At 61.9% G+C, this 15,253-nt stretch carries 17 protein-coding genes; 9 read left to right on the top strand and 8 right to left on the bottom strand.

Annotated elements, in window-relative coordinates:
* The coding region (locus ACYCCG_RS22880; protein WP_339535398.1) for a hypothetical protein at positions 1-278 on the top strand (278 nt) is incomplete at its 5' end.
* Positions 279-305: 27 nt separating this feature from the next.
* Here the strand turns inward: ACYCCG_RS22880 and ACYCCG_RS22875 are convergent.
* The 3 genes from ACYCCG_RS22875 to ACYCCG_RS22865 all read right to left on the bottom strand — a co-directional run bounded on the left by ACYCCG_RS22875 (position 306) and on the right by ACYCCG_RS22865 (position 3,742).
* The gene (locus tag ACYCCG_RS22875; RefSeq protein ID WP_176683761.1) at positions 306-1,667 is read right to left on the bottom strand and encodes an amino acid permease; all 1,362 of its coding nucleotides are present in this window, start codon (positions 1,665-1,667) and stop codon (positions 306-308) included.
* Positions 1,668-1,723: 56 nt separating this feature from the next.
* A complete protein-coding gene (locus tag ACYCCG_RS22870) occupies positions 1,724-2,665 on the bottom strand; it encodes an AEC family transporter (protein WP_176683762.1) in 942 nt (313 codons plus the stop codon).
* Between the two features lie 192 nt (positions 2,666-2,857).
* On the bottom strand, positions 2,858-3,742 hold the full coding sequence (locus tag ACYCCG_RS22865) for an acyl-CoA dehydrogenase middle domain-containing protein (RefSeq protein WP_392461934.1): 885 nt from the start codon (positions 3,740-3,742) through the stop codon (positions 2,858-2,860).
* 160 nt (positions 3,743-3,902) lie between these two features.
* Between ACYCCG_RS22865 and olsB the strand changes: the two genes are divergently transcribed.
* The gene (gene olsB, locus ACYCCG_RS22860; RefSeq protein WP_003255175.1) at positions 3,903-4,658 is read left to right on the top strand and encodes an L-ornithine N(alpha)-acyltransferase; all 756 of its coding nucleotides are present in this window, start codon (positions 3,903-3,905) and stop codon (positions 4,656-4,658) included.
* Complete coding sequence (locus tag ACYCCG_RS22855; protein ID WP_209967854.1) at positions 4,658-5,446, top strand: lysophospholipid acyltransferase family protein; 789 nt, start codon at positions 4,658-4,660, stop codon at positions 5,444-5,446. Before olsB ends, ACYCCG_RS22855 begins: the two co-directional genes overlap by 1 nt.
* Before the next feature lie 112 nt (positions 5,447-5,558).
* Here ACYCCG_RS22855 and ACYCCG_RS22850 read toward each other — a convergent pair whose 3' ends face one another.
* Positions 5,559-6,143, bottom strand: coding sequence for an acyl carrier protein phosphodiesterase (locus ACYCCG_RS22850; RefSeq protein WP_176683765.1), 585 nt, complete (start codon positions 6,141-6,143; stop codon positions 5,559-5,561).
* A 150-nt stretch (positions 6,144-6,293) separates the two neighbouring features.
* On the opposite strand from ACYCCG_RS22850, the gene ACYCCG_RS22845 reads away from it, so the two are divergent.
* Both ACYCCG_RS22845 and ACYCCG_RS22840 read left to right on the top strand, forming a co-directional pair.
* Complete coding sequence (locus ACYCCG_RS22845; RefSeq protein ID WP_003255178.1) at positions 6,294-6,596, top strand: ArsR/SmtB family transcription factor; 303 nt, start codon at positions 6,294-6,296, stop codon at positions 6,594-6,596.
* Positions 6,597-6,613: 17 nt separating this feature from the next.
* On the top strand, positions 6,614-7,663 hold the full coding sequence (locus tag ACYCCG_RS22840; RefSeq protein WP_176683766.1) for an alkene reductase: 1,050 nt from the start codon (positions 6,614-6,616) through the stop codon (positions 7,661-7,663).
* Positions 7,664-7,772: 109 nt separating this feature from the next.
* Here ACYCCG_RS22840 and ACYCCG_RS22835 read toward each other — a convergent pair whose 3' ends face one another.
* The 3 genes from ACYCCG_RS22835 to ACYCCG_RS22825 form a co-directional block, all read right to left on the bottom strand.
* Positions 7,773-8,642: an ATPase gene (locus tag ACYCCG_RS22835; protein ID WP_459671852.1), complete on the bottom strand. Its 870-nt coding sequence runs from the start codon at positions 8,640-8,642 to the stop codon at positions 7,773-7,775.
* A gap of 73 nt (positions 8,643-8,715) precedes the next feature.
* Positions 8,716-9,708 (bottom strand): NAD-dependent epimerase/dehydratase family protein, encoded by a 993-nt coding sequence (locus tag ACYCCG_RS22830; protein ID WP_176683768.1) that lies wholly within the window; start codon positions 9,706-9,708, stop codon positions 8,716-8,718.
* A gap of 49 nt (positions 9,709-9,757) precedes the next feature.
* Positions 9,758-10,648 carry a LysR family transcriptional regulator ArgP gene (locus ACYCCG_RS22825; protein WP_176683769.1) on the bottom strand — a complete coding sequence of 297 codons (891 nt, stop codon included), beginning with the start codon at positions 10,646-10,648 and terminating at the stop codon, positions 9,758-9,760.
* Positions 10,649-10,749: 101 nt separating this feature from the next.
* Here ACYCCG_RS22825 and ACYCCG_RS22820 point away from each other — a divergent pair, with 101 nt between their 5' ends.
* Together ACYCCG_RS22820 and ACYCCG_RS22815 are read left to right on the top strand one after the other, a co-directional pair.
* On the top strand, positions 10,750-11,349 hold the full coding sequence (locus tag ACYCCG_RS22820; RefSeq protein WP_003255185.1) for a LysE/ArgO family amino acid transporter: 600 nt from the start codon (positions 10,750-10,752) through the stop codon (positions 11,347-11,349).
* A 271-nt stretch (positions 11,350-11,620) separates the two neighbouring features.
* On the top strand, positions 11,621-12,217 hold the full coding sequence (locus tag ACYCCG_RS22815; protein ID WP_003255187.1) for a superoxide dismutase: 597 nt from the start codon (positions 11,621-11,623) through the stop codon (positions 12,215-12,217).
* A 153-nt stretch (positions 12,218-12,370) separates the two neighbouring features.
* On the opposite strand, the gene ACYCCG_RS22810 is transcribed toward ACYCCG_RS22815, so the two are convergent.
* Positions 12,371-13,120 carry a hydroxypyruvate isomerase family protein gene (locus ACYCCG_RS22810; RefSeq protein ID WP_176683770.1) on the bottom strand — a complete coding sequence of 250 codons (750 nt, stop codon included), beginning with the start codon at positions 13,118-13,120 and terminating at the stop codon, positions 12,371-12,373.
* Positions 13,121-13,313: 193 nt separating this feature from the next.
* Here ACYCCG_RS22810 and ACYCCG_RS22805 point away from each other — a divergent pair, with 193 nt between their 5' ends.
* A complete protein-coding gene (locus tag ACYCCG_RS22805; protein WP_104886648.1) occupies positions 13,314-14,216 on the top strand; it encodes a GntR family transcriptional regulator in 903 nt (300 codons plus the stop codon).
* A 780-nt stretch (positions 14,217-14,996) separates the two neighbouring features.
* Positions 14,997-15,251 carry a hypothetical protein gene (locus ACYCCG_RS22800; protein WP_442512543.1) on the top strand — a complete coding sequence of 85 codons (255 nt, stop codon included), beginning with the start codon at positions 14,997-14,999 and terminating at the stop codon, positions 15,249-15,251.
* The last annotated feature ends 2 nt before the right edge of the window (positions 15,252-15,253 follow it).

The following is a 15,253-nucleotide window of genomic DNA, read 5'->3' as shown; positions in this document are numbered from 1 at the left end:
GGGATTTGCGCGCGAACGCTTTGGCGCATGCCTCGATATCGCGTCGTACAAACAAGGCGGTCGCGCGCGCCTGGCACAGAACGGTTTGTTTCGGGCCAATTATTCCTGCGGGATTTGCGCGCGAACGCTTTGGCGCATGCCTCGATATCGCGTCGTACAAACAAGGCGGTCGCGCGCGCCTGGCACAGAACGGACTGGCCCGAAACAAACGTAGGAGCGGGTTTACCCGCGAAGCGCCGCCCGCGCGGCGCTCGATCTCACAGGCGCCGAAAACCTAACGGCATACCCCTTACGAACAAACCCGATCAGCCCTTGGCCTGGCGCGCCTTCTTCAACTTGAAGGCAACCCACAGCACAGCGATCCATGCCGGGATCAGCATTACCGAGATGCGAATTGGCGGCGTCAGGTACATCACCACCAGGATCAGCACGATGAATGCCAGGCACAGGTAGTTGGTCAATGGGTGCCCCAGGCTTTTGTAGAAAGGGGTGATCCCGGCGGCCAGCTTGGCCTGGCGGAACTTCAGATGGGTAATACTGATGCTCGCCCAGTTGATCACCAGCGCAGACACCGCCAACGCCATCAGCAAACCAAAGGCCCCTCCCGGCATCAGGTAATTGATCAGCACGCACAGGCCGGTCGCAAAGGCCGACACGCCCAGCGCGGTCAGCGGCACACCGCTACGGCTTACCTTCAGCAACTGACGCGGCGCATCGCCCTGGCTGGCCAGGCCGAACAGCATCCGGCTATTGGCGTACACACAGCTGTTGTACACCGAAAGCGCAGCCGTCAGCACCACGATATTGAGGATGGTCGCCACCAGGTCGCTGTCCAGTTCGTGGAAGATCATCACGAACGGGCTGCCGCCCTGCACCACCTTCTGCCAAGGGTACAGCGACAACAGCACTGCCAAGGCACCGATGTAGAAAATCAGGATGCGATACACAACCTGGTTGGTGGCCTTGGGGATGCTCTGGCGCGGGTTGTCGGCTTCGGCAGCCGTGATGCCTACCAACTCCAGGCCACCGAACGAGAACATGATCACCGCCAAGGCCATTACCAGACCAGTGACACCGTTAGGGAAGAAGCCACCGTACTGCCACAGGTTGGCCACGCTGGCATCCGGGCCACCATGGCCGCTGCCCAGCAACCAGGCACCAAAGCCGATCATGCTGACGATGGCAACCACCTTGACCAGGGCGAACCAGAACTCCATCTCGCCATAAACTTTTACCTGGGTCAGGTTGATCAGGTTGATCACCACGAAGAAGATCGCCGCCGTGGCCCAGGTAGGGAAGTCCGGCCACCAGTACTGCACATAGATACCGACCGCCGTCAGCTCGGCCATGCCGACCAGCACGTACACCACCCAGTAATTCCAGCCTGAGACAAAGCCGGCGAACTCGCTCCAGTATTGGTGGGCGAAGTGGCTGAAGCTGCCGGCGACCGGCTCTTCCACCACCATTTCGCCCAGCTGGCGCATGATCAGGAAGGCCATCAGGCCGGCGATGGCGTAGCCCAACAACACGGAGGGGCCGGCCAACTGGATGGTCTGGGCAATGCCCAGGAACAACCCGGTACCGATGGCCCCGCCCAGCGCGATCAGCTGGATATGGCGATTCTTCAGCCCGCGCTGTAACCGCTCGGGCGTGCTCTGGTCTTGCATGAAGTGTCCTTTAGCTCAGTGAGGCAGTGTTGTTGCTGTTATTTGCAGTCAAGGATCTAGATCCATCCGCCCCACTGCAAGATGAAAATACCAATGTTGGTGGTGATCGCCGCCATTAGCGTGGTGATCACGATGATCGACGCGGCCAGTTCATGATTGCCGTTGGCCGCCCTCGCCATCACGTAGCTGGCCGCAGCAGTCGGGCTGCCTATGTACAGGAACAGGATGCCCAGCTCCGCCCCGCGAAACCCGCACAACCAGGCCCCAAGGGTACCGAGCAGCGGCAGCCAGAGCATTTTCACGAGGCTGGCATCGATGGCCAGCCGACCACAGTTACGCAGGGCTGCCAGCGACAGCGTGCCGCCGATACAGATCAGCGCCAGCGGCAGGGTCATCTGCGCCAGGTAGTCGCCCGAGGTCAGCAGCCAGTTGGGCAGCGGCACCTGGCCATAAGCCATGGGAGCGGCCACCAGCACGCTGATGATCAGCGGGTTGCTGAAAATGCTCTTGCAGATGCTCCACGGGTCGGACTTGAGGTCCGGGCTGTACACCGCCAGCACCACCGCGGACAGCGAGTTGTACATGAGGATGACCAGGCCTGCGAGCACCGCCCCCAGGGAGATGCCATAGTCACCGTACAGGCTGGCGGCCAGGGCCAGGCCTATCACACCGTTGTTGCCGCGGAATGCACCCTGGGTATAGATGCCCCGGTCGGCCATCGGGCTGCGCCAAATGGCCATGCCCCAGGCAATGGCGAAACCGGCCAAAGTGGCGACGATGAAATACAGGAGGACGCCGGGTTTGACCGCTGCGGCCAGGTCGGCGTGATAGATGCCCAGAAACAGCAGCGCCGGCATGCAGACGTTGAACACCAGCTGCGAGGCGACACGGTTGAAGTTGTCGTCGATCAAGTGTATGCGTTTGAGCAGGACGCCCATGAACAGCATGGCGAAAACCGGTGCCGTGATGTTCAGGGTCTGGATAAGAAGGGCGAGCATGCGCAAGCGATCCTGGAGGGGGTTGCCGTCAGGCGGCCAATGATACGTCAACGGCCGGGATTTGCGGGGATCAAGCGCGATAAAAGGAATGTCTTTTCAGGTTATCCGCTGCCCGTACCGGCCTCATTGCACGCCCCCACCGACTAGCACGCCGCGACTCATCGGTTCATACAAACCCGTGTCAGCCAGTCATTACAACCCCGCAGCAACCCAAGCCTTGTTCAGCCGCTTCTCCCGCGCCGACGCCGCCAGCGCCATCACCCCCTGGTCACGCTGCCAGATTTGCGCCCAATGCACCGGCCCTGCCGCCAACGCTGCATCGATCTCCCCCCGCAACGCCTGGAACTGCGCAAACAACCCGCCCAGCAACAAGTGACACCCCATGCTATCGGCACACTGCCGGCTCCCCTCGGCACAGCCGGCCAAAAGCCCGAGCAACTGCAGGCGCAGCCCCTGCGGCCAGGCGCACTCCTGCCCCACGCCATACAACCAGGCGGTCAGCGCCGTGAGTACATACAAGTCCTCCAGCGAACGGAACGGCTTCACATAGGCATCCCAGCCGTCACCGGCCAGCAACTCGCACGATGCCTGCTCCAGCAGCAATCGGCCATGACCGACTTCCGGCATCAGCGGCAGGGTTGGCAATGGCTCCAGTGTCACCCCCGGCTCCCCGGGGTAAACCACCGCCAGGCTCAGTTGCGGCGCAGCGCCAGCCGCTTCGCTACGCGCCGCCACCAGCAACCACTCCGCCTCCAGCCCCGCGGTAACGAAGTCTTTGCAACCCGACAGCCGCAGAGCGTCCAGCCGTGTGTGCATGTCTGCCGGCCGCACGCTGCGCCGCTCGGTGGCACACAAGGCGCCAAGGCTGTGCGGCGCACTGGGCCACAGCACGCGAAGGGCAGCCTGGTAACCCACCAGGAAGGCCAGGCCCGGGGTGGCCATTGCACGCCCGCCCAGTACCGCCAGTTCGAACGGGGCAACCGTGCCGAGGCGCTCAAGCAGCGCGGCGTAGGTTTCGCCCAGGGTGCCTGTCGGCGCGAGGCGAAGCGGATCGTTGAGTCGTTGCAACCAGGCCATGGAACAGCTCCTTGCTGGAGGGCTTTCAGTTAAGGCTCAGGGTGTGTCACGCAAGCATCACCAAAGATTCACAGGGGTGACACTGGGTCTACCTAGGCTGACTTTGCACAACAAAGCCGACCGGCCGCAACCCTTCTTGGCTGGCTTATGGAGACTCGTAATGACTCGGATCGCTACCGCTGGCGACTACAGCACTGAACGCCGTCTGCAAGCCGAACGCCTGGTTGGCGCCGCGGCGCTGCAAGAAGCCCAGGCCCTGCGCTATACAGTATTCAGCGCAGAGTTCAAGGCCAAGCTCAAAGGTGCCGAGCAAGGCCTGGACATGGACGACTACGACGTGCACTGCCGCCACATTGGTGTACGCGACCTGAGCACCGGCGAACTGGTTGCCACCACCCGCCTGCTCGATCACCAGGCTGCCAGCAGCCTGGGCCGGTTCTACAGCGAAGAAGAGTTCAGCCTGCACGGCCTGTTGCAGCTGCAAGGCCCGATCCTCGAGCTGGGCCGTACCTGCGTGGCCCCCGACTACCGCAACGGCGGCACCATCGCCGTGCTCTGGGGCGAACTGGCCGAGGTGCTCAACGAGGGCCGCTACAGCTATCTGATGGGCTGCGCCAGTATCCCCATGCAGGACGGCGGCGTGCAGGCCCATGCAGTGATGCAGCGCCTGCGTGAGCGTTACCTGTGCACCGAACACCTGCGTGCCGAGCCGAAAAACCCGCTGCCGAAACTGGCCTTGCCCAATAACGTCATTGCCGAAATGCCACCGCTGCTCAAGGCCTACATGCGCCTGGGGGCGAAAATTTGTGGCGAGCCATGCTGGGACGAAGATTTCCAGGTGGCCGACGTGTTCATCCTGCTCAAACGCGACGAGCTGTGCCCACGCTACGCCCGCCACTTCAAGGCGGCGGTCTGATGCCGAAGTTGCGGGTACTGGCCCGCCTCATCCGACTGCTGCTGGTGCTGGCGCAGGGCATGCTGATGGCCAGCATTATCGCCTTGGGTGAGCGCCTGGGCTTCAAGGCGCCGATCGAACGGCGCCAGCGCTGGACCTGTCTGTTCATGAAACGCCTGGTCGCCGCCCTGCCCTTCGACGTGAAGGTAGTTGGCGAACTTCCACAGCGGCCGATGCTGTGGGTCAGCAATCATGTTTCCTGGACCGACATTCCCCTGCTTGGCATGCTCACGCCTCTGTCTTTCCTGTCCAAGGCCGAAGTGCGTCACTGGCCGGTGGCCGGCTGGCTGGCGGAAAAGGCCGGCACGCTGTTCATTCGCCGTGGTGGTGGCGACAGTCAGCGCCTGCGCGAACAGATCGCCGGGCAACTGGGGCTGGCCCGTCCGCTGTTGATCTTCCCCGAAGGCACCACTACCAGCGGCCGCACGTTGCGCACCTTTCATGGCCGCCTGCTGGCAGGTGCCATCGACCGTGGCGTGGCGGTGCAGCCAGTCGCTGTTCAGTACCTGCGTGATGGCCAGATCGACCCGGTAGCGCCGTTCATTGGTGAGGACGACCTGGTGTCCCACCTTATGCGCCTGTTCGCCCTGCCGCGGGGCGAGGTGTGCATCCACCTGCTGCAGCCAATCGGTAGCGTGGGCAAGGAACGTGCAGTGCTGGCGTTGCAGGCACAGCAGGCGATTCACCTGACGCTGTTCGGGGTTGAAGACGTAAAGATGGCGCCACGTCGGCAGGCGCGGGCTGCCTGAATGCGTGTACTGCCTGTTCTGGCCCTTTCGCGGGTGAACCCGCTCCTACACCGATCGCATTCCCCGTAGGAGCGGGTTTACCCGCGAAGAGGCCAGTATCACCCACACACCTCTAACGGTCAGACATCCGCCCTACCGCCGCAAACGCCTGCAACTGCGGGTAAAACTCGCGAAAATCCGCCAGCAGCGGCTCATACAGCCGCTCCAGTTCCACCATCACCCCAACCATCCCCTCAGGCCGCGACAAACGTCGGGCAATACCGTTGAACACCTGCTCCAGAGTGGCAAAATCGCCATACGCCCCGAGCCAGTCATCCGCTGCCATGAACGGCGCAATCCGCGCCAACCGCCCAGGCAGCTCGGGCTCTGCCAGCAGTACCCGATAAAACGCGCCAGTGAACTGCTCCAGCGGCTGCTCGGCGTAGTGGCTCCAATGCCGTGCCAGGCAATGGTCGAAAAACACATCCAGGACGATGCCGGCAAAGCGCCGCCGCTCGCGCGGAAAACGTGCCAGAGCCGCCAGCACCAACGGGTGCTGGTCAGTGTAACTGTCGATATGCCGGTGCAGCCGGATGGCCGCCTCCAGCGCGGGCGGAAAGCGCCCTTCCAACGAGCCTTTGACAAAGTCGCCGTAAAGGCTGCCAAGCAATTGTTGCGGCGCCGGGCCGCCCAGGTGCAAGTGTGCGAGGTAGTTCATGAGCGCAGTCTAGCACCGCCGCCCGACATATCGTTATAACGCGATATATCGATTCGTGCTCAGCTCAGAACGCCTTCGTATTTGTATATCGAAATACAGCGAATTATATTTCGTCCTATCGCGATATACCGCTACAGCGAACCTCAAACCATGCCACTCGATCTCGACGAAATCATAAAAGCACTGGCCCACCCGGTCAGGCGAGAAATTCTCAGCTGGCTGAAAGACCCGGCAACCCAGTTCCCAGACCAGTACCACAGCACCGAAAACGGTGTGTGTGCCGGGCAAATCGACCAACGCTGCGGCCTGTCGCAGTCGACCGTCTCTGCCCACCTGGCCACGTTGCAGCGCGCCGGGCTTATCAGCAGCCAGAAGATCGGCCAATGGCACTTCTTCAAACGCGACGAAGCCACCATCCAGGCGTTTCTCGAACAACTGCGCCAAGCACTTTGACAAGGCAGGTAACCGCTATGACCACGCTTTTCGATCCGATCAAACTGGGCGACCTGCAACTGCCCAACCGTATCATCATGGCCCCGCTGACCCGCTGCCGCGCCGATGAAGGCCGCGTGCCCAATGCGCTGATGGCCGAATACTACGTACAACGTGCCAGCGCCGGACTGATCCTCAGCGAGGCGACTTCGGTCAGCCCCATGGGCGTCGGCTACCCAGATACCCCCGGCATCTGGAACGATGAACAGGTACGTGGCTGGAACAACGTGACAAAGGCCGTGCATGCCGCGGGCGGTCGCATCTTCCTGCAACTGTGGCACGTGGGTCGTATCTCCCACCCCAGCTATCTGAATGGCGAACTGCCTGTGGCCCCCAGCGCGATCCAGCCCAAGGGCCATGTGAGCCTGGTGCGCCCACTGAGTGACTACCCTACCCCGCGGGCGCTGGAAACCGAAGAAATCAACGACATCGTCGAGGCCTACCGCAGTGGTGCCGAAAATGCCAAGGCTGCCGGTTTCGATGGTGTGGAGATCCATGGCGCCAACGGTTACCTGCTCGACCAGTTCCTGCAAAGCAGCACCAACCAGCGCACCGACCGTTACGGTGGCTCGCTGGAAAACCGCGCGCGCCTGTTGCTGGAGGTGACCGATGCGGCCATTGAAGTGTGGGGCGCGCAGCGCGTAGGTGTGCACCTGGCACCGCGTACCGACGCCCACGACATGGGCGACGCCGACCGCGCCGAGACCTTCACCTATGTGGCCCGAGAGCTGGGCAAACGCGGCATCGCCTTCATCTGCTCACGGGAGCGGGAAGCCGACGACAGCATCGGGCCGCTGATCAAAGAGGCATTCGGTGGCCCGTACATCGTCAACGAGCGGTTCGACAAGGCCAGTGCCAATGCGGCCTTGGCCAGTGGCAAAGCGGATGCCGTGGCGTTTGGAGTGCCATTCATCGCCAACCCCGACCTGCCGGCACGGCTGGCAGCGGATGCACCGTTGAACGAGGCACACCCCGAAACCTTCTATGGCAAGGGGCCGGTGGGTTACATCGATTATCCGCGGTTGTGATCGAGGGCCATTCGCGGGCACGCCCGCTCCCACCGGTACAGCGAAAAGCTTGAAAGCTGTTCTTGATCCTGTGGGAGCGATCGTGCCCGCGAACAAGGCTCAGCTGATGTCACGGACGGGCGTTGATCTGTTGCTGCAGGTTCTGAATCTGGCTCTGCAGCGTATTCAGGTTACGCGTCATCTGCGCACGGAAGGCATCGAACTCCTTCACCGAAGCACCACTGGAGGACGCCGCAGCCGGGCGGTTGTCGATCTGGCTCTTGAGCACGACCATGTCCTGCTCCAGGCTCTGGATAGCCGCACTCGGGTTGCCCTGCTTCGTCAACGCTGCCACCTCGCCACCCAAACTCTTGAGCTGGCCGTCCAGCTTGCCGCCATCCACCTGCGCAGCCTTCAGCGCGGCAACCTGCTCGTTCAGGCTCTTCAACTGGGCATCAAGCTTGCCACCATCGACCTGGCCCGAACGCAGCGCCGCCAGCTCACCATTCACCAGCTTCAACTGCGCCTGCAACTGGCTTTGCAGCTCGGTCACGGCCTTCTGCTGTTCTCGGGTATCGGCCAGCACCTGCTCCAGACGCTTGCCCAGGTCGCCGGTCTGTCCGGCAACACCCTTCTGCAACTGGCGCAGCTGCAGCTTCAATGCCTCAGTGCTGGTAGTGGCGCCTGACTCGCTGGCCGCCACTTTGCCACTGATCGCCTGAAGTCGCCCAGCCGCCTCCTCACTGATGCGGGCAAAGCTTTCCTGGGTCGCCACCAGTTGCTGCTCCATCAGCGAGATCTGCTGGAAGCTCCACCAGCCCAGGCCCGCCAACGCGATGAACGAGGCACCGATCAAAGCCCACAACGGCGCCGTGCTGGCCCCGCGGGTGGCTTTCTGGCGGCTGCGCATCACATGCGCCGGTATCAGTTCGTCATCATCAACGGTGCCCGCACGCAAGGCAGGCACGTCATCGAAGTCATCGTGAGCATGGTTACGCATGTAGAGATTCAACCGCGGTAGTCACAAAGAGGCACGAGTATAAACCGCCAACGGGGTGCATTGATGACCATTATCAGCCGGGCGGCAAATGCTTCCACCAGCCACAGAATTCATCCACCGCCGTCCACAGGCTGACCTTGGGCTCATAGCCCAGGTACTGCCGGGCACGGCTGATATCCAGGGTGAAATCACGGCTCATCACCTGCATTCCAAGGCGCGACAAGGTCGGTTGCGGACGCCCTGGCCATAACATGCAGGCCGCCTCGTTCAGCGCGGCCAGGCTGTAGGCAAGGCCATAGGAACGGTAGCGGGTCACCTGGGGAAGCTGCATCTGGCGCATCACGTAGTTGACCACGTCCCACAGCGGCAGTGGCTGGCCGTTGCTTATGTTGTAAGCCTGGCCCAGCGCCCGGTCATCAGCGAACAATGCACTCAGCAGCGCCTCGTTGAGGTTGTGGACACTGGTGAAATCGACCTTGTTCAGGCCATTACCGATGATCGCCACACGCCCTTTACGCTGCATCTGCATCAGCCGCGGGAAGATACTGGCATCGCCAGCGCCGGTGACGAATCGCGGACGCAGCGCCAGCACTTCCAGGCCGAACTCCTGGGCACCGAACACTTTCTGCTCGGCCAGGTACTTGGTTTGCCCATAGTGATCGTGGAAGCGACGCGGCACCTGGTCTTCACGGATGTCCAGACGCGAACGGCCATTGAAATAGATCGACGGCGAAGACAGATGCACCAGGCGCCGCACATGCTCCTTCAGGCAGCCCTCGACCACGTTCTCGGTCACCACCACGTTGCCCTGGTAGAAATCCTGATAGCGCCCCCAGTTCCCCACCGCGCCAGCGCAGTGCACCACGGCTTCGACACCCTGGCACAAACGCCGGGCCAGCTCGGCGTCACCCAGGTCGCCCGGGATGAACTGTGCGCCACGCTTGACCAGGTGCTCGACCCCTTCGGCACGGCGGCCGCTGACGCGCACGTCCAGGCCTTGCTCCAGGGCGAAACGCGCAAAGCGCCCGCCAATGAAGCCACTCGCGCCGGTGACCAGAATTCGCATGTAACACTCCGTCTTGCCAGATTTCAGATGCAACTGACGCCAGCCATGGCTACAAGGGCACCAGCCAATGTTGTGCGGTGTGCCGCAGGTGGTCGGTCAATTGCGCGAGCAATTGCCCGCCATTGCGCCAATGATGCCAGTACAGCGGTACATCGATGGGGGTATCGCGACAGATTTCCACCAATTGCCCACTGGCCAGTTGCTCCCGGGCCTGCAGTTCGGGCACCAGGCCCCACCCCAACCCAGCCTCGGTCATGCGCAGGAAGCCTTCGGATGAAGGGCACAGGTGGTGCAGGAAACCACCCTCTATGCCCAGCGATGCCAGGTAGCGATGCTGCAGAAAATCGTCCGGGCCGTACACGATCGCCGGGGTACGGGCCAAGCGGCTGGCGACAAAACCTTGGGGGAAGTGCCGCGCCATGAACACGGGACTGGCCAGCGCCCGGTAGCGCATGGCCCCCAGGGGCAAACTGCGTGCGCCGGCTACAGGCCGCTCACTCCCACACAGGCAGGCTGCCACTTCTCCGGCACGCATGCGTTTAAGGCCCACTTCCTGGTCCTCAACCACCAGGTCGGTCAGCACGTTCTGTTGTGCGCAGAAGTTGCCCACCGCGCCGGCCCACCAGGTGGCCAGGCTATCGGCGTTGAGGGCGATGCGCAGGCGCTCCGGCATGCCCTCTTCGTCCAGCGCCGGTACCTGGCGCTGCAGGTCGCGCTCGAGCAGGCGCACCTGCTGCACATGGTTGAGTAGCTGGCGGCCGACTTCGGTCGTGCCGGGCGGCGTGGCACGCACCAGTACCGGCTGGCCGACCCGCGCCTCAAGCAACTTGATGCGCTGGGAAATGGCCGACTGCGACAAGCCCAGTACCTGCGCTGCACGCTCGAAACCGCCTTGTTCGATCACTGCCGCAAGGGCAGCCAGCAGCTTGTAGTCGAACATCGATTTTCCTAATGGGTGATCAGCTTTATTTGTTTTTCTTATACAGCGCCGAACATCACAATGGCCAGCATCTTCCGTGACCCTTTTTGGAGAGCCCTGCCATGTGGCAAAGCTATCTCAATGGCATGCTGGTGGCCTTCGGCCTGATCATGGCCATCGGCGCCCAGAACGCCTTCGTCCTCGCCCAGAGCCTGCGCCGTGAGCATCATCTGCCGGTGGCAGCACTGTGCATCGTCTGTGATGCCATCCTCGTGGCCGCCGGGGTATTCGGCCTGGCCACCGTGCTGGCACATAATCCGACCTTGCTGGCGATTGCCCGCTGGGGCGGCGCGGTGTTCCTGATCTGGTACGGCGCCAAGGCGCTGCGTAGCGCCTGCTCCAAGCAGAGCCTGCAGCACCAGCAAGGCCAGGGCGTTCGCTCACGTCGCGCCGTGCTGCTCAGCGCCCTGGCGGTGACCCTGCTGAACCCGCACGTGTACCTCGACACGGTGTTGCTGATCGGCTCGCTGGGCGCCCAACAGTCCGCCCCTGGCGCCTACGTGGCCGGGGCGGCCAGCGCTTCGCTGCTGTGGTTCTCGACCCTGGCCATTGGCGCGGCGTGGCTGGCACCGTGGCTGGCGCGGCCGGCGACCTGGCGCATGCTCGACCTGATGGTGGCAGTGATGATGTTTGCGGTGGCTGCGCAACTGATCTTCAACTGACCTCGGGGCTTGGCGCGGCATATTCATCGACTGCAAGATCGAGCGACACTCAGTCTCACAGGCAACACCCGCGCAACGGCGAGCCGCCGGTCGGCTCAGCCCAACCCCTCCGGAACCTCTATTCCCTATGTTTGTTGCGTGGTTATGCGCCGGGCCCGGTGCTATGATCCAGCGCTTGCGTCGCAAAGAGTACAGACTCGCCGACGCTTATCGGGCCGCCCGTGATCGGCCTTGCGCAAACCGCAAACAGACCTGAATCAGGAGATCCACCATGGCTTTTGAATTGCCGCCGCTGCCGTACGCCCATGATGCCCTGCAGCCGCACATCTCCAAGGAAACCCTGGAGTATCACCACGACAAGCACCACAACACCTATGTCGTGAACCTGAACAACCTGGTCCCAGGCACCGAATTCGAAGGCAAGACCCTGGAAGAGATCGTCAAGAGCTCTTCGGGCGGCATCTTCAACAACGCCGCTCAAGTCTGGAACCACACCTTCTACTGGAACTGCCTGTCGCCAAACGGCGGCGGCCAGCCGACCGGTGCCCTGGCTGACGCCATCAACGCCGCTTTCGGTTCCTTCGACAAGTTCAAGGAAGAGTTCACCAAGACTTCGGTTGGCACCTTCGGTTCCGGCTGGGGCTGGCTGGTGAAGAAAGCTGACGGTTCCCTGGCCCTGGCCAGCACCATCGGCGCCGGCTGCCCACTGACCAGCGGCGACACCCCGCTGCTGACCTGCGACGTCTGGGAACACGCCTACTACATCGACTACCGCAACCTGCGTCCGAAGTACGTCGAGGCGTTCTGGAACCTGGTCAACTGGGCCTTCGTTGCCGAGCAGTTCGAAGGCAAGACCTTCAAGGCCTGAGTCCCTCAGCCTTGAGCAAGAAACCCGGCCACGTGCCGTAATGCTGTCAGTCCAGCATTGCCGCCCACGCCGGGCTTCCTCAAAAAACCGATGCCAGTCTTCTGGCATCGGTTTTTTTTCAAGGGATCTGGAACGGGCCAGCGCACAGGGCTTTCATGAAGCGTACTGACCAAGCCAGCCAAGGCTATCTGCGGTAGCGCCCTTAGGCCGGTACTCACACCCGACCCACCCCGCATACCCGCGCTGCTCCAGCGTCGCAAACAACCCTGCAATGTCCATCTGCCCCGTCCCCGGCTGATGCCGCCCAGGACAGTCGGCCACTTGCACATGCACCGTACGCTCAAAGAACTGTGCCAGCACATCGGCCGCATTTCCGGTCAACAACTGTGCATGGTAAAGATCAAGGATCAGCCCGAGACTCGCATGCGCCTCCAGCACCTGCTGTGCCTTGCTGAAGTCGGACATGTAATACCCTGGCATTTCCTGCGTGCAGATCACTTCGATCAATGGCCGCAGCCCCTGGTCCTCGAAAAATTTCACGGCATAGTCCAGGTTGCTCGCGTACACCTTGCCGGCGCCATCCTCGTGGGTTATCCCGGACATCAGGTGCACATCCGTACATGCCAGTGTGCGGGCATAGCTGGCTGCCTGGCGCAGCCCGTCACGAAACTCGGGCTCCTTGCCCGCCACCGCAGCAATGCCCTTGGAAACGCCAGCCGGTGCGGCAAACTGGATCAATGGCAACGCATACTTCGCCAGTTGATCAGCCAACAAACTCGCATCCAACTCATAGGGCGAGGGGAATTCCACCGCGCGAAATCCGGCGGCAGCAGCGGCTTCGATACGCTGCAGAAAAGGCAGTTCGTTGAACTGGAAGCCGAGGTGAGCATTGAATTTGAGCATGTGTAACGATCCATCCCGGGAAGAAAACATTCGTCGTTCCAAAGCCTGAGCCGCGGCTCCGGCGCTGCGCTGGCGGCAACTGCGCCAGCTCGCTGCGTGCAGATACTCAGGACCTTCGTGTGTGGTATTTTCCTGCCCCAGTCCGACCCAAATCTGCCGGATCGACTGAAGTCAATCATTCGGAATACAGCCTGTGATCAAGAAAGATCTCGCCCTGCAATTGGCCCCTCGCGTCATCGAGATGATCCGCGCCCGGTCGATGAAGGCCGGCGAGCCATTGCGCGAGCAGACCTTCGCCCAAGCCTTCGATGTCTCCCGCTCCCCCATCCGCAGGGTATTCGCCCTGCTCGCCGAGTGGAACATCGCGGTGCAGGAGCCCAATCGCGGCTATTTTCTGAAACAGGACGCCGGGCAGATCCAGGAAGCCACCGTACCGCCCGCCTGCGACCCCTTCGAAGACTTCTACCTGCGTGTGGTGGACGACATCCTCAACGGGGAAATCCCTGCCGAATTCTTTGAAGCCCAGCTACTGCGACGCTACTCTGTGCCTCGCGGGCAACTGCTCAAGGTCCTCAACCGGCTGGCAAGCGAAGCCATGGTGGAGCGCAAGCCCGGGCAAGGCTGGAGCCTCAACGAATTCGTGCACAACGCCCAGACCCACATCCAGAGCTACCGCTTCCGCATGGCCATCGAGCCGGCCGCACTGCGTGAGCCGGGCTACAACGTGAACCAGGCCGCCTTTGCCAAAGCCAGGGCGCAACAGCAGGCCATGCTCGACGGCGAGATTCACACGCTGTCACGTGCCCAACTGTTTGAAATCGGCGCCCAGTTTCACGAAATGATCGTGCAATGCTCGGGCAACCTCTTCTTCATCGATGCCATACGCCGGCAAAACCAGCTCAGACGCTTCATGAGCTACAAAGCCAACGTCGACCGCAGTCGCCTGATGACGCAATGCCTGGAGCACCTGCACCTGCTCGACCTGATAGAGTCCGGTCGGCGTGAAGAGGCCGCACGGTTTCTCTGGAAACATCTGGACGAAGTCGGCCGCCTCAAAACCGGCCAGGATGCCTTGCAGGAAAGCCAGCAGGCATAACCCTTCTCCTACCTTCCTCCAATCCCGCGCGTGAATCAGGCGTGGCAGCTTAGCCATTGCCTCCTTTTCATACAAGATACAAAATAACCTGAAAAATCGGCGCCCCGAGTAAATCTTTCGCCGCTTATTGTATTTCGTTGCAATGATGAGCAATATTTGCACCGCTCGGACGCACTGTGGCACCGAATCACACAGGAATGGATGCAATGGAACAAGGAACGTTGGCTAAAGGGACGGGGGTCTCGAGCCTTCTGTTCGGGGTGTACACGATTCTGCTGGCCCTGCTTGGCCTGACACTGGCCTATCAGGGAGGCGCGCTGGTCAATGCCGGTGGCTCGCCTTACTACGCGATGATGGGCACCGCATTGTTGCTGGCCGCCGCACTCATGGGCCTGAAGAAGGCGGTCGGAATCTACCTCTATGGCGCAGCATCCCTGGCCACCTACGGTTGGGCGATCTGGGAGTCGGGGTACAACGGCTGGGCCTATATTCCACGCCTCGCCTGGCTGGTACTGCTCAGTGTGATCTTTCTGGCTTTCTGGCCACTGGTCCGCCGCGACTTCACCAAAATCAACAAGGCACTGTATTTCAGCATCATGGGCGTGCTGCCGCTGCTGATGGCGGCCACCATCCTGGCACCGCTGTTTTTCCCGAATACCGTTCATCTGGCCGACTCACCGGCTATCACCGCGCATTCACAGCAACCGTTCAGCCGCAGCACGGTGGCATCACCAGACGCCAACGTCGCCGCGTCTCACGACAAGACCAACTGGACCGCCTATGCTGGCTCGAACCTCGGCAACCACTATTCCGCTGCAGCGCAGATTACTCCAGCTAACGTTTCCGGCCTGGTCAAGGCGTGGGGTGGTCATCACAGGTGGCCGGGTGCTGGACTCGGATGTGCGCCCGGCACCGTCAGGCGTGTTTCGCGCTTACGATGCAGTCAGCGGCCAACAAAAGTGGGCCTGGGATCTTGGCCGTCCCGATAGCACTGCCCCAGTCGGACATATTCCTGACCGAGCCTTCCGAACCTGAAC

The organism is Pseudomonas sp. VEM90 (genome assembly GCF_054611535.1).
This window is presented reverse-complemented; position numbering and strand designations above follow the sequence as displayed.

Bases quoted from the DNA above. Each gene is read 5' to 3' on its own strand.
- ACYCCG_RS22810 (WP_176683770.1), bottom strand. From the start codon at position 13,120: ATGCTCAAATTCAATGCTCACCTCGGCTTCCAGTTCAACGAACTGCCT.
- ACYCCG_RS22845 (WP_003255178.1), top strand. From the start codon at position 6,294: ATGCCACTCGATCTCGACGAAATCATAAAAGCACTGGCCCACCCGGTC.
- ACYCCG_RS22825 (WP_176683769.1), bottom strand. From the start codon at position 10,648: ATGTTCGACTACAAGCTGCTGGCTGCCCTTGCGGCAGTGATCGAACAA.
- ACYCCG_RS22870 (WP_176683762.1), bottom strand. From the start codon at position 2,665: ATGCTCGCCCTTCTTATCCAGACCCTGAACATCACGGCACCGGTTTTC.
- ACYCCG_RS22865 (WP_392461934.1), bottom strand. From the start codon at position 3,742: ATGGCCTGGTTGCAACGACTCAACGATCCGCTTCGCCTCGCGCCGACA.
- ACYCCG_RS22830 (WP_176683768.1), bottom strand. From the start codon at position 9,708: ATGCGAATTCTGGTCACCGGCGCGAGTGGCTTCATTGGCGGGCGCTTT.
- ACYCCG_RS22800 (WP_442512543.1), top strand. From the start codon at position 14,997: ATGCTGGCTCGAACCTCGGCAACCACTATTCCGCTGCAGCGCAGATTA.
- olsB (WP_003255175.1), top strand. From the start codon at position 3,903: ATGACTCGGATCGCTACCGCTGGCGACTACAGCACTGAACGCCGTCTG.
- ACYCCG_RS22840 (WP_176683766.1), top strand. From the start codon at position 6,614: ATGACCACGCTTTTCGATCCGATCAAACTGGGCGACCTGCAACTGCCC.
- ACYCCG_RS22875 (WP_176683761.1), bottom strand. From the start codon at position 1,667: ATGCAAGACCAGAGCACGCCCGAGCGGTTACAGCGCGGGCTGAAGAAT.
- ACYCCG_RS22855 (WP_209967854.1), top strand. From the start codon at position 4,658: ATGCCGAAGTTGCGGGTACTGGCCCGCCTCATCCGACTGCTGCTGGTG.
- ACYCCG_RS22835 (WP_459671852.1), bottom strand. From the start codon at position 8,642: ATGCGTAACCATGCTCACGATGACTTCGATGACGTGCCTGCCTTGCGT.
- ACYCCG_RS22815 (WP_003255187.1), top strand. From the start codon at position 11,621: ATGGCTTTTGAATTGCCGCCGCTGCCGTACGCCCATGATGCCCTGCAG.
- ACYCCG_RS22850 (WP_176683765.1), bottom strand. From the start codon at position 6,143: ATGAACTACCTCGCACACTTGCACCTGGGCGGCCCGGCGCCGCAACAA.
- ACYCCG_RS22820 (WP_003255185.1), top strand. From the start codon at position 10,750: ATGTGGCAAAGCTATCTCAATGGCATGCTGGTGGCCTTCGGCCTGATC.